The following is an 11938-nucleotide window of genomic DNA, read 5'->3' as shown; positions in this document are numbered from 1 at the left end:
ATCGGCCCGATGTCGGAGGATCTGCCCGAAATCCTCCGACATCGGCGTGATTCTCCGACGTCGGCGGGGGCGGCCGGCCGGGCGCCGCGAGGTCCGATAGCGTCCGAGGGTGATCGCCGTGCTCGTCGTGCTCGTGGCCCTGGCCGTGTGGAGCGCGCTGTCGGGGCCGCTGCAGAAGCGCGGCGTGACGGCGGCTCTGTTCCTGGCTGTCGCCGGGGTCGTCACCGGGCTCACCCTGCCCTCGGCCTTCGATCTGGACATCGATCCGTCCGGGGCCGAACGCGTCGCCGAGATCGCCCTCGTGCTGCTGCTGTTCAGCGACGCGATGCGCATCGATCTGCGGGCGCTGCGCCGCCAGCTCGAGTGGCCGAGCCGCCTGCTCCTGGTCGGCCTGCCGCTGACCGTGCTCGCCGGCATCGGCGTGGGCCTCGCGCTCTTCCCGCAGATCGCGGTGATCTCGGTGATCATGATCGCCGTGATGCTGGCGCCGACGGATGCCGCGCTCGGCCAGCGCGTGGTGGAGGACAGCGCGGTCCCGCCCCGGGTGCGTCAGGCACTCGACGTGGAGAGCGGACTGAACGACGGGATCGCCGTACCCCTGTTCCTCGTCGCGGTGTCGGTGGCCAACGCCGAGCTGGAGTCGAGCATCCCGTCCGCCGTCGCGGTGAGCATCGCCGAGCAGATCGGATGGGGACTTCTCGCGGGCGTGATCGCGGGCGTCGCGGGCGGGGCGCTGTTCCGCCTCGCCTCGGCCAAGGGGTGGATCGACGGCCGGTGGCGGCAGATCCTGCCGCTGGTCGCCGCCATCCTCGCGCTCGCGATCGCCGAAGCGCTCGGGGGCAGCGGCTTCATCGCGGCGTTCGTGGGCGGCCTCACCTTCGGGCGCATCGTCGGATCGCCCCGCACCGAGGTCGGCGTGTTCACCGAGAGCGCCGGCGACCTCCTCGCCGCGGCGACCTGGGTGATCTTCGGAGCCGTCGCGGTCACACTGGCGCTCCCGTTGATCACCTGGCAGGTGGCGCTGTACGCGGTGCTCAGTCTGACGGTCGTGCGGATGCTGCCGGTCGCCCTCGCGCTCGCCGGCCGGCATGTCGGACTGCCCACGGTGGCCTTCATCGGCTGGTTCGGACCCCGCGGGCTCGCCTCGCTCGTGTTCCTCCTCATCGCGATCGGCGAGGGGGTCCCCGACGACGAGGTCGTCATCCCGACGATCGTGACCACGATCGCGCTCAGCATCACCCTTCACGCCCTCACGTCGGTGCCGTTCATCCGCCGGTATCACCGCTGGGCGCGGCAGCGCGCATCCACCGACCCGCTCGCGGCGGAGTCGGTGCCCACTCGCGTGCCACGCCGCCGCCACGACCACCCCACCCCCTGACCTGCCCCTCCCTCACGCCGCCCGGCACCTGCATCCAGCCCCAGCTCGCACCCGACCCGCACCCCACCCGGCCACCTGCATCCAGCCCCGCCGATGTCGGAGAATCGCGCCGATGTCGGAGGATTCGGGCAGATCTCTCCGACATCGGGCCGAATCTCCGACGTCGGGAACGCGCGACGGCCGCTCGCGCGCGACGGCCGCTCGCGCGCGACGGCCGCTCACGCGGGACGGGCCGCTCGCGCGCGCCAGCCCGGCCGGCACCCAGCGGGAGGGGATGAGGGTGAGCTAAGTTAGGAAGACCTCACTTCGCCGTGCAGCGGTCGAAGACGTCCCGAATCCCGAAGGGGATGCCCGTGGTCCGTGCCGACAGCGACCGGTCCGCCGCGCCGGCGGTCCGACAGGTCGTCGGCCAGCCGCTCGCGCACCTGGACGAGGTCGCGATCACGCACGACGAGGCGCGCGTCGCGACGCCGGCGTCGGTCACGTTCGACGTGTCCCCGGGCGAGGTCGTGCTGCTGCTCGGTCCGAGCGGGTCGGGAAAGTCGACCCTCGCGCTGGCGCTGAACGGCCTCATCCCGCACGCGCTGCCGGCAAGCGTCGACGGCACCGTGCGCATCGAGGGGGTCGACACCTCCGCGACCACGGTGGCCGCGCTCAGCACGCGGGTGGGCATGGTGTTCCAGGACCCGGATGCGCAGCTGGTCACCGGAACACTCCTCGACGAGGTGGCGTTCGGACCCGAGAACCTGAAGCTCCCGGTCGCCGAGGTGCTCGCCCGCGCGGAGGCGGCCCTGCGCCGCGTCGGCCTGTGGGACCGGCGCCGGGAGAACCCCGACCGGCTCTCCGGCGGCGGACGTCAGCGCCTGGCGATCGCGTGCGCGCTGGCGATGGGCTCGCCGCTGCTCGTGCTCGACGAACCCACCGCGAACCTCGATCCGCGCGGCATCGACGAGGTCTACGCGGCCCTCGGCGACCTCGTCGCGGCCGGCGACCGGGCGATCGTGCTGGTCGAGCACAACCTCGACGCCGCCATCGGCTTCGTCGATCGCGTCGTGGTGCTGGATGCGGCAGGGCGCCTCCTCGCTGACGGTCACGTCGACGACGTGCTGCGCCGCCGCGCCGACGAGCTGCACCGCCTCGGGGTGTGGCTCCCCCATTCCGCGCTCGCGGCGCTGCGCCTGCGCCGCGCGGGCTACGCGCTCGCCCCCCTTCCCCTGACGCCCGCGGAACTTCGCGATGCCCTCGAGGCGACCCCGCCGGTCGCCGCGCCGCGCGAGGCATCCGCTCCCGCCGCGACGCGCGCCACGGGGGATCCGGTGGTGCGCGTGCGCGGCCTCGAGGTGCGACGCGGCCGCACCGACGTGCTCCACGGCGTCGACCTGGAGGTGCGACGCGGCGAGTTCGTCGCGATCGTCGGCGCGAACGGCGCCGGCAAGACCACGCTCGTGCAGGCGATCGCCGGCGTCATCCGCCCGCCCCGCCGATCGGTGAGCGTCGACGGCGCCGACATCGCGCGCGTCGACCCGCGGCGGCTGTCCTCCCGGATCGGGTTCGTGTTCCAGAACCCCGAGCACCAGTTCATCGCCCACACCGTCTACGACGAGCTCGCGCACGGCCTGCGCCGAACGGGCGTGGACGAAGCGGCGGTTCGGGAACGCGTCGACGAGATGCTCGCCCGGTTCGGATTGAGCGAGCGAGCGGATGCGCATCCGTTCCTGCTCTCGGGCGGACAGAAGCGGCGCCTGTCGGTGGGCACGGCGCTCATCGGCGGTGCCCCCGTGCTCGCCCTCGACGAGCCCACCTTCGGCCAGGACCGCGCCCGTGCGGACGAGCTGCTGCGCCTGCTCGCCGAGCTGCGCGCGGACGGCACGACGATCCTCGTCGTGACGCACGACATGCAGCTGGTCGCTGAGCACGCCGAACGGATGGTCGTCGTCGACGCCGGCCGCATCGCCGCCGACGGCGCCACCGCCGACGTGTTCGCCGACGACGCGCTCCTCGAGCGCACCGGGCTCCGGATGCCGTCGCTGCGTCGCGCCCTCCACGGCCTCGCGTCGCACCCGGACCTCGCCGGGGTGGCCCGGCTTGCCGACCTGCCCGGGGGTGAGAGGTGACCGAGCCGCTCACGATCCCGCAGGCGCAGACCGGTGCGGTGCAGGTCGACCCGTACGCCGCGCTTCGCCCCGCGTCGCCGGTGCGGTTCCTCTACGGCATCAATCCGCTCGCGAAGCTCCTGGCACCCGTGCCGGCGATGGTGCTGCTCGTCTTCGTGCGCGATCTCGCCACCCCGCTGGCGTTCGTGGCCCTCACCGCGATCGTGTTGCTGATCGGCGTGCGGTTCACGCGGCGGCTGGTCGCACTCCTCGTGCTCGTTCCGGTCGCGGCGCTCGTGATGGGCGTCGGGTTCGCGATCTGGACCGACGCGTCGGGCGTGGATCAGAGCGTGGTCCTGTGGCAGATCGGCGGCTGGACGATGTACGGCGGCGCGATGCTGGTGGGACTGGCCACCGGCGCCCGGGTCGCCGCGATCGTTTCCCTCGCGCTGATCGTCGGCCTCTCGACGACGGGCCCGGATCTCGTGCGTGCGGGCGTGCAGCAGCTCCGGGTGCCGTATCGCATCGGATACACCGCGCTGGCCGCGTTCCGCTTCGTGCCGCGGTTCGGCTACGAACTGGAGATCATACGCCAGGCGCATCGCGTGCGGGGCAGCCACGGCGGCCGCGGGCCGATCGCCGCCGTGCACCGCTGGGCGGGCTACATCGTGCCGCTTCTGGCGGGGGCCATCCGGCACGCCGAGCGGGTCGCTCTGGCGATGGATGCCCGCGCCTTCGGCGCGTATCCGGATCGCACCGAGCGGCATCTCGTGCCGTTCCGCGCCCGCGACATCGTCTTCGTGCTCGCCTTCCTCGCGGTGTCCACCGCCGTGTTCGCCACCACCTCGCCCTGGACGCTCGCCTGAGCGCCCCGACCGAACGGAGCATTCCATGGCCCGCGCCGGCCGCCTCGTCAAGCCCGCCTCGCAGGACCTCATCCGCCTCACCGTGCTGCGCACCGCGCGGCTCTCGCCGCACTGGGTGCGCGTGACGCTCGGTGGTGCCGAGATCGACCGGTTCACGCCGATGGGCTACGACCAGTGGTTCCGCATCTTCCTGCCGCTCGGCGGCAACGACGGCCTGGAGCGCATCCCCGCCAAGGCCAACAAGCTGTTCGGGTATCTGCGTTACCTGCGGATTCCCGACGGTATGCGCCCGGTCATGCGCAACTACACCGTGCGCGCCTATCGTGCGGCGACCGCGACGGCAGGCGCCGAGATCGACGTCGACTTCGTGCTGCACGGCTCGGCGGCCGACGGCACCGCCGGACCCGCTTCACGGTGGGCGGAGACCTGCGAGCCGGGCGAGAGCGTGGTGATCATCGACGAGGGCCTCGCCTTCAACCCCGAGCGCGGCACGGAGCGCGTGCTGCTGGCCGCCGACGAGACGGGGCTTCCCGCCGTCGCCGGCGTGTGCGCGTCGTTGCCCGCCCACGCGACCGGGATCGCGCTCATCGAGATCCCGGGCGAGGACGATGCGCTGTCGTTCCCGCATCCGGCCGGCATAGACGTGCGGTGGATCGTGCGCGAGGGCGACGAGAAGCCGGGCACCCTCGCCCTGTCGGCCCTGCGCACGCTGCCCGAGAGCGACCTCGCTGCGCCGTTCCACGCATACGTCGTCGGCGAGCAGGCGCTGCCGACCGATGCGCGCCGGCATCTGGTCGGTGACCGCGGCCTCGACAAGGATCTCGTGAGCTTCTGCGGATACTGGCGCGTCGGCGCATCCTCACCCACCCCCAAGGCGCAGCTCGCGTCGGCAGCGGAAGCGCACGAATGAGCCGCGTCTCGACCGTCTACCTGCTCACCTGCGCGGCGATCGGGGTCGCCGGCGGCGTGCTGCTGTGGGGTGCCGGATGGATCTCGAGCGCCGTCTTCGCCGTGGCGCCCTTCTTCTCGGTGGCCGGCGCCGGGCTGTGGCTGCTGCCGGCGGCGGTCGGCATGCGCCTGCTCGAGCGCCCGGGAACCGCGATCCTGGTCGGGCTGCTGTCGGGGCTCGTCGCCTTCCCGTTCCTCGGCGCGAGCCTGTGGTGGGCGTTCTTCATCGAGCTGCCGTTCCTCGCCGTGCTCTACCGATCCTGGAAGACGTGGCAGTACCTCGCCGGCGCGGTCGTCGTCGGCATCGTGTACCCGCTGCTGTCCTGGGCGTCGTTCGACCTCGGGTCGCTGGCACCGGGCCTGCAGATCGCGTTCTTCGCCCTGACGATGGCCTCGTGTCTGATCGGCGCGGGCCTGGGGGTCGTCATCGGCGACCGCCTGCGCAAGGCGGGAGTCGCGAAGCTCGCGCGCCGGCGCGGCCTGGCATCGCGCGGCATGGGCCGCGGCGCGGGTCCCGCCGGGCAGCACTGAGACGTCGCAAGCAGGTTCATTCGCCGTCGAGGTAGACGCCCAGCCGATCCTCGTCAAGCACGAACTGCAGGGCGACACCGTCGGGGAACCGTGCGGCGAGCTCCTCCGGCGCGTTCGAATCGAGGGGGACCTCGACGGTCGCCGGGAACACGCCGACGCGGCACCCCGAGTACACCGGCCCCTCGAAGGAGTACGACCCGCCGTCGGCCTCGTCGTCGGCGGGGATCTGGTCGTCGCGCACGATCATCAGGCACTCGCCGGTCCCGCTGCTCCATCCCATGCCGCTCGCCGTCTCGAACGCCGTCAGTCCGGAGAACTCGAACACCGCCGAACTCGGCCCCGCGCCCATCCAACCGGCGGGCAGTGCGACGTCGGCCGGTTCGAGATCGTCGATCTGCGGGGCTCCGGATGAGACCGGCACCGGAGTGATCGCGACCGCTCCGTAGGTGATCGCCGCCGACGCGCTCCCGGCGATGAGAACGGATGCCGCCCAGATCAGGCGATCCCGGCGCGGCGTTCGCGGTCGACGCCGGTCGCGCCGTGTGCGTGCCCGCTGCTCCGGTTCCGACGCCTCGGAGAGCTCGCCCCGGTCATCGGCCGCTCCCGTCGACGGCGGTACGACGGCGGCCGCGGTCTCCGCACCGCGGGACACGGCGGCATCCCGCTCAGGCACGGGTTCAGAATCGATCTCGGACTCATGCATCGGCGAGGAACTCGCGTGAAGCTCCTCGAGCTCCTGCAGCCGGGCGAGTGCGACCGGATCATCGTGGATGTCGGCGGCGTGCCCGTAGGCTCGCGCGCGGAGGCGGTGCAGCTCGCCACGGGTATCGCTGTCCATCGCGGGAATCGTCTCATGTTCCGCCCATCGCCCGTCGGCACGGTGACCGGTCGATCAGAAACCTCCGGATGGAGGTTTTTCTGTTATCCTCATCGTCGTCACCGTCGTCGACACCGCCCGGTGACGGAAAGGACGGTCACCGTGGCCCTGCCGCTCGCCTCGATTCAGCTCTATACGCTCGCCGAGCAGTTCTCCGCCGACATGGGAGGCTCGCTCGACCGGTTGGCCGCCCTCGGACTGCGGAACGTCGAGGCTTTCGACTTCGTGCGCCGACCCGCTGAGGTCCGCGCCGCCCTCGACGCGTCGGGGCTCGCCTCTCCCACGGGTCACGCTCCGCTGCTGTCCGACGAGCTCTGGACGCCGGACGGCTCGATCCCGACTCCCGCACCCGAGGTGGTCTTCGAAGCGGCAGCCACGATCGGCGTGAAGACCGTCATCGACCCGTTCGTCGCCGCTGACCGCTGGCGCACCCGCGACGGCGTCACCGACATCGCCGACCGCCTCAACGCTCTCGCCGACACCGCCGCGGGATTCGGCCTCTCGGTCGGCTACCACAACCACGCACAGGAGTTCGTGGCAGACATCGACGGGCAGAGCGCCTACGAGTACTTCGTCGCACAGACCGACCCCCGGGTCGCGCTCGAACTCGATCTGTTCTGGGCCCTCACCGGCGGGCAGGACATCGTCTCGCTCGTCGACCGCCTCGGCGAGCGCCTCGTCGCGGTGCACGTGAAGGACGGCGTCGTCCCCGCATCCAACCCCTGGGCGCCCGGCGCGCCGGAGTTCGCGTCGTCAAGCCTGGATCAGCGTCACGCCGGCACGGCCGACGTTCCCCTCGCCGACGCGCTGCGCGCCGCGCACGGCCTGGAGTACGCCGTCATCGAGTACGACCACGCACCCGGCGACGTGTTCGACGACATCGCCGCCAGCCTCGCGTTCCTCACCGAGGGCGGGTTCGTCCGATGAGCGCGGTCGGCATCGGCATCATCGGGGTCGGCGTCATCAGCGACACCTACCTCGAGAATCTGGGCGCCTTCCCCGACACCGAGGTGCTGATCCTCGGCGACCTGGATCTCGAGCGCGCCCGCGCGCAGGCCGAGAAGTACGGCATCCCGGGGCACGGGAGCGCCGAAGACGTGCTCGCGCATCGCGGCGTGGACCTCGTGGTGAACCTCACGATCCCCGCCGTACACGTCGACATCTCCCGCGCCGCCGTGGCTGCCGGCAAGCATGTCTGGTCCGAGAAGCCGCTGGGGCTGGACCGGGAGGCCGCCGCGCTGCTGCTGCAGGAGGCCGAGGCCGCGGGCGTGCGCGTGGGGTCGGCCCCCGACACCCTGCTCGGCCCGGGATTCCAGGCCGCTCGCCGCGCCATCGAGGAGGGCCTGATCGGTCGGCCGCTCTTCGCCCAGACCGCCTTCCAGACGCAGGGCCCCGACCTGTGGCATCCGAACCCGGGCTTCCTGTTCGCCCACGGCGCGGGCCCGCTGCTCGACATGGGTCCCTACTACTTCTCGGCCCTGGTGAGCCTGTTCGGCTCCGTCGACCGGGTCTCGGCCGTCGGCACGAAGGCCCGTGCGGAGCGCGAGATCCACACCGGACCGCGCGCGGGCGAGCGATTCCCCGTCGAGGTGCCCTCGACGATTCAGATCGCGACCGCGTTCGCGTCGGGACAGCAGGCGCAGAGCCTGCTGAGCTTCGACTCCGCCCTCGAGCGTCACGGCGTCGTCGAGATCCACGGCACCGAGGGCTCGATCGTCCTTCCCGACCCGAACCGGTTCGAGGGGCGCATCGCGTACGTCGAGCCCCTCGGTGTGCTGCGCGACGGGATGAAGACGGAACAGGAGTGGATCGACATCCCCCACCCCGATCTCACCGTCGGACGCGGCCTCGGGGCGCTGGACATGGTGCGCGCCATCGCCGCGGGCCGCCCCCACGTGGCCTCGGGAGAGCTCGGCTTGCACGTGCTGGATGTGCTGCTGTCGGCTCAGGAGTCCGCGGAGTCGGGCGTGACCGAGGCGGTCTCCAGCTCGGTCGCGCCCGTTCCGCTGCTTTCGGACGACTTCGACCCGTTCGTCGCGACCCTCTGAGGCGACCGCTCAGGCGCCGCGCGGCGACAGGAGCGTGTCGAGCATCGCCAGCGCGCCCTCGTGATCCACGTCGGGGTCGAGGAGCCACTGCACCTGCAGGCCGTCCGATGCGGCGATCACGAGGGCCGCGACGAGGGCGGGATCGACATCGGGGCGGATGACGCCGTCGTCCTGCAGACGCGACACCCGCAGCGCCATCTCGCGGCGCAGTCGCGCGAATCGTGTGGTGATGAACTCCTGCGGAGCGGGGTGCCCGTCTTCGAGCGCCGCCGCGACCAGCGACGAGTACAGCTGCACGAGGCCGGGAATGCTCCGGTTCTGCTGCGCGGAGCGGCGCATGGTCGCGGCGGGCGTCGACTCCTCGGCGGGCTCCTCGCGCGCGTCGGAGCGGCGTCCCGACTCCACGTACACCGCCACCAGGAGCTCGTCGAGCGAACCGAAGTAGTGGGTCAGGGCGGCGTGCGTGACGCCGACCTCGCTCGCGATCGCGCGCAGGCTCGTGCGCTTGGATCCGCGCTCGGCGAAGACCTCGATCGCGCGGTCGAGGATCTCCTGCCGCCGCGCGATGCCCTTCGCGTAGCTGCCTCGTCCGCCGGGGCGCCCGTCGTCAGATCCGGGTGCGCTCATCCTGCGAGCCTACCGACCGCGTCTCATCCCCGTTCCGCAGTTACTTCTTGCCGGCGAGCTGACGGCCGACGATCTCGCGCATGATCTCGTTCGTGCCGCCGTAGATGCGGTGCACGCGGGCGTCGAGGAAGGCGCGGGCGATGGGGTACTCGGTGATGTAGCCGTAGCCGCCGTGCAGCTGCACGCACGTGTCGAGCACATCCCACTCGCGCTCGGTCGTCCAGAACTTCACCTTCGCCGCCTCTTCGGCCGACAGCTCGCCCTCGCCGTAGGCGCGCATGGCACGGTCGATGTACGCCCACAGTGCGTCCACCGTCGCGGCGATGTCGGCGAGCTGGAAGCGCGTGTTCTGGAAGTCGATGACCCGCTGGCCGAAGGCCTCGCGCTCCTTCGTGTACGCGACCGTCCAATCGAGCGCGGCGCCCGCCGCCGCAGCAGCCGCGACCCCGATCGACAGGCGCTCCAGCGGAAGGTTCATCATCAGCTGCACGAAGCCCTGCCCCTCGCGGCCGCTGATGAGGTTCTCCTCGGGCACGAACACATCCGAGAACGACAGCTCCGCGGTGTCATGACCGTGGAAGCCCATCTTGTGCAGCTTCTTGCCGTGGTCGAACCCCTCGGACGCGGTCTCGATCAGGAGCAGGCTGAACGCGTCGGGACGGTTTCCCTCGCCGGTCTTCACGAATGTGACGACGAGGTCGGCGCTCGCCCCCGACGAGATGAAGGTCTTCGCCCCGTTGACGACGTAGCCGCCGTCGACCTTCTTCGCCGTCGTCGAGATGCCGCGCAGGTCGCTCCCCGCGCCGGGCTCGGTCATCGCGAGCGCACCGATGATCTCCCCGGTGGCCATGCGTGGCAGGTACTTCTCCTTCTGCTCCTGCGTGCCCATGTGCACCAGGTACGGCACCGCCAGGTCATCCTGGATGCCGAACGCCCCCGCGAGCGACCCCGCCCCGGCGGCGATGACCTCTTCGTTCACGATCGCGCGGAAGCGGTAGTCCTGCAGCATGCCCGCCCCGCCGAACTCCTCCGGCACGGACAGGCCGATCAATCCCGCCTCACCCGCGGCGAGCATCGTCCCGCGGTCGACCTCGCCCTCGGCGTCCCACTTCTCGCGCACATCGTTGGTGACATGGCGCTTGATGAATTCCTTGACGACGTCGCGGAAGGCCTCGTGATCCTCGTCGTAGATGTCGCGTTCCATGCGGATCTCCTCCTCGAGTGGCTGCAGGTGCGGGTCTCCCCGGGCGTCATCCTAGTTCCGACGTCGGCGGCGGGGCGCGAGCGCTGTGAGATCGGGTCCCTCGATCCCCGGCACTCGGTGTCGCTATTTGTCGGATGCCGTCAACTGTCGTAGTCGGGCGCGGCAGGGAGGCCGAAGAAGCTCTCGAGGGTGTGCCAGCCGCCCTCGTGATAGTGCCGGGCGAGGTCGGTTCCGACGTACCGCAGGTGCCAGGGCTCGGGCACATACCCGGTCACGCCCGTGAAGCCTTCCTCGTATCGCACGATGAAGCCGTACTCCCAGGCATGCTCGGCGACCCAGTCGCCCTGAGCCGTGCCGGCCAGATCGTCGAGGTCCCCGCATCCGCCGGCACCGCACGCCACCACGTCGGCGGCGAGCCCCGCTTGGTGCTCACTGTGTCCGGGGCGGGCGCTGATCTCGTCGGCGCCGTCCGTGCCGCGCGCGTTGACGTGCGACGAGTAGGTGTCGACCTGGGTGTCGTAGGAGCGGAAGCCGCTGAGGAGTGCGATCTCGCCCGCTCCATCGGCTGCGGCGTCCGCGACGAGCGCCGACAGGGCGGAAGAGACCGCAGAACGCAGCGCGGTGCCCGGGATGTTGCGCACACCGTCGGGCGCGACGAGGTCGGCGGGACGATAGTCCACCGGGTCGTAGGGCCGGGACTTGTTGACCACGACCCACTCGAACGTCGGGTCGTCGAGGCGCACGCAGGGCGCCGTGCCGGCTGCGACGGCCGAGCGGAACGACTCGGCTCCACCGGCGGCGGCGACGGCCGCGGCGGTGTCGCGGGCATCGAGGGCCGCGGTGAGGTCGGCGGATGCGCAGATGTCGTCGCCGGTGACCTCGGGAGCGACGACCGGAGACGGCAGCGATTCCGTCACCGGGGGGAGCGGCTCGCTCTGCGACCCCTGCACCGACACGTCCAGGTCGCCGTTCGCGACACTGGCCGGTGCGTCTACGAGCGGCGGGGCCGTCACGGCAGCGGTCACCGCGACGGCGGAGCCGAACACGAGGGCGGCCGTGCCCACGACGGCGAAGACGGTCGCGATGCGCCCTGCCCGTCGGCGACGGGCATGTGCCGGAGACGATCCGGGGACGACGCCGGTGCCGTCGCCCGGCGCGCCTGCCCCGGGGCGCGAGGCCACCACTCTCTCGCGCAATGCGCGACGAGTGAGGGGTGCGCCCGGAGATTCGGGCGGGTCGGGGTCCGCCACCTCCTCATTGTCGTTCATCACGTGCACGATCTCGACGTCATGACCCGCGACTCCGCCACCCTTCGATCCTTGCCGTCCGATGGTTGACATTCGTTCGAAGCTTTGTTCCCATGGAC

11 protein-coding genes are annotated in these 11938 nt (G+C 71.6%); 7 read left to right on the top strand and 4 right to left on the bottom strand.

The window, feature by feature from the left end; all coding sequences use genetic code 11:
• Positions 1 to 109: 109 nt before the first annotated feature.
• From IM777_RS01385 to IM777_RS01365, 5 genes are all read left to right on the top strand, one after another.
• On the top strand, positions 110 to 1378 hold the full coding sequence (locus IM777_RS01385) for a cation:proton antiporter (protein WP_194384342.1): 1269 nt from the start codon (positions 110 to 112) through the stop codon (positions 1376 to 1378).
• A 347-nt stretch (positions 1379 to 1725) separates the two neighbouring features.
• Positions 1726 to 3492 (top strand): ABC transporter ATP-binding protein, encoded by a 1767-nt coding sequence (locus IM777_RS01380; RefSeq protein ID WP_194384341.1) that lies wholly within the window; start codon positions 1726 to 1728, stop codon positions 3490 to 3492.
• Positions 3489 to 4337: an energy-coupling factor transporter transmembrane component T gene (locus tag IM777_RS01375; RefSeq protein ID WP_390178590.1), complete on the top strand. Its 849-nt coding sequence runs from the start codon at positions 3489 to 3491 to the stop codon at positions 4335 to 4337. Before IM777_RS01380 ends, IM777_RS01375 begins: the two co-directional genes overlap by 4 nt.
• 25 nt (positions 4338 to 4362) lie before the next feature.
• Entirely contained in the window at positions 4363 to 5247 is an 885-nt protein-coding gene (locus tag IM777_RS01370; RefSeq protein WP_194384340.1) for a siderophore-interacting protein, read from the top strand.
• Positions 5244 to 5816: an ECF transporter S component gene (locus IM777_RS01365; protein ID WP_194384339.1), complete on the top strand. Its 573-nt coding sequence runs from the start codon at positions 5244 to 5246 to the stop codon at positions 5814 to 5816. Before IM777_RS01370 ends, IM777_RS01365 begins: the two co-directional genes overlap by 4 nt.
• Positions 5817 to 5832: 16 nt before the next feature.
• On the opposite strand, the gene IM777_RS01360 is transcribed toward IM777_RS01365, so the two are convergent.
• Complete coding sequence (locus tag IM777_RS01360; RefSeq protein ID WP_194384338.1) at positions 5833 to 6654, bottom strand: hypothetical protein; 822 nt, start codon at positions 6652 to 6654, stop codon at positions 5833 to 5835.
• Positions 6655 to 6795: 141 nt separating this feature from the next.
• Here IM777_RS01360 and IM777_RS01355 point away from each other — a divergent pair, with 141 nt between their 5' ends.
• Positions 6796 to 7620: a sugar phosphate isomerase/epimerase family protein gene (locus IM777_RS01355; RefSeq protein WP_194384337.1), complete on the top strand. Its 825-nt coding sequence runs from the start codon at positions 6796 to 6798 to the stop codon at positions 7618 to 7620.
• Positions 7617 to 8741 carry a Gfo/Idh/MocA family protein gene (locus IM777_RS01350; protein ID WP_194384336.1) on the top strand — a complete coding sequence of 375 codons (1125 nt, stop codon included), beginning with the start codon at positions 7617 to 7619 and terminating at the stop codon, positions 8739 to 8741. Before IM777_RS01355 ends, IM777_RS01350 begins: the two co-directional genes overlap by 4 nt.
• 9 nt (positions 8742 to 8750) lie before the next feature.
• Here IM777_RS01350 and IM777_RS01345 read toward each other — a convergent pair whose 3' ends face one another.
• The 3 genes from IM777_RS01345 to IM777_RS01335 all read right to left on the bottom strand — a co-directional run bounded on the left by IM777_RS01345 (position 8751) and on the right by IM777_RS01335 (position 11912).
• Positions 8751 to 9368: a TetR/AcrR family transcriptional regulator gene (locus IM777_RS01345; protein WP_194384335.1), complete on the bottom strand. Its 618-nt coding sequence runs from the start codon at positions 9366 to 9368 to the stop codon at positions 8751 to 8753.
• A gap of 40 nt (positions 9369 to 9408) precedes the next feature.
• The gene (locus IM777_RS01340; RefSeq protein WP_194384334.1) at positions 9409 to 10572 is read right to left on the bottom strand and encodes an acyl-CoA dehydrogenase family protein; all 1164 of its coding nucleotides are present in this window, start codon (positions 10570 to 10572) and stop codon (positions 9409 to 9411) included.
• A gap of 140 nt (positions 10573 to 10712) precedes the next feature.
• A complete protein-coding gene (locus IM777_RS01335; protein WP_228480897.1) occupies positions 10713 to 11912 on the bottom strand; it encodes a M15 family metallopeptidase in 1200 nt (399 codons plus the stop codon).
• Between the last annotated feature and the right edge of the window lie 26 nt (positions 11913 to 11938).

This window comes from Microbacterium luteum (assembly GCF_015277875.1).
Classification (GTDB): Bacteria; Actinomycetota; Actinomycetes; order Actinomycetales; family Microbacteriaceae; genus Microbacterium; species Microbacterium luteum.
This window is presented reverse-complemented; position numbering and strand designations above follow the sequence as displayed.

Excerpts from the sequence above, each read along its gene's own strand:
- IM777_RS01365 (WP_194384339.1), top strand. The coding sequence starts at position 5,244 with ATGAGCCGCGTCTCGACCGTCTACCTGCTCACCTGCGCGGCGATCGGG.
- IM777_RS01335 (WP_228480897.1), bottom strand. The coding sequence starts at position 11,912 with ATGTCAACCATCGGACGGCAAGGATCGAAGGGTGGCGGAGTCGCGGGT.
- IM777_RS01360 (WP_194384338.1), bottom strand. The coding sequence starts at position 6,654 with ATGGACAGCGATACCCGTGGCGAGCTGCACCGCCTCCGCGCGCGAGCC.
- IM777_RS01345 (WP_194384335.1), bottom strand. The coding sequence starts at position 9,368 with ATGAGCGCACCCGGATCTGACGACGGGCGCCCCGGCGGACGAGGCAGC.
- IM777_RS01340 (WP_194384334.1), bottom strand. The coding sequence starts at position 10,572 with ATGGAACGCGACATCTACGACGAGGATCACGAGGCCTTCCGCGACGTC.
- IM777_RS01370 (WP_194384340.1), top strand. The coding sequence starts at position 4,363 with ATGGCCCGCGCCGGCCGCCTCGTCAAGCCCGCCTCGCAGGACCTCATC.
- IM777_RS01380 (WP_194384341.1), top strand. The coding sequence starts at position 1,726 with ATGCCCGTGGTCCGTGCCGACAGCGACCGGTCCGCCGCGCCGGCGGTC.
- IM777_RS01350 (WP_194384336.1), top strand. The coding sequence starts at position 7,617 with ATGAGCGCGGTCGGCATCGGCATCATCGGGGTCGGCGTCATCAGCGAC.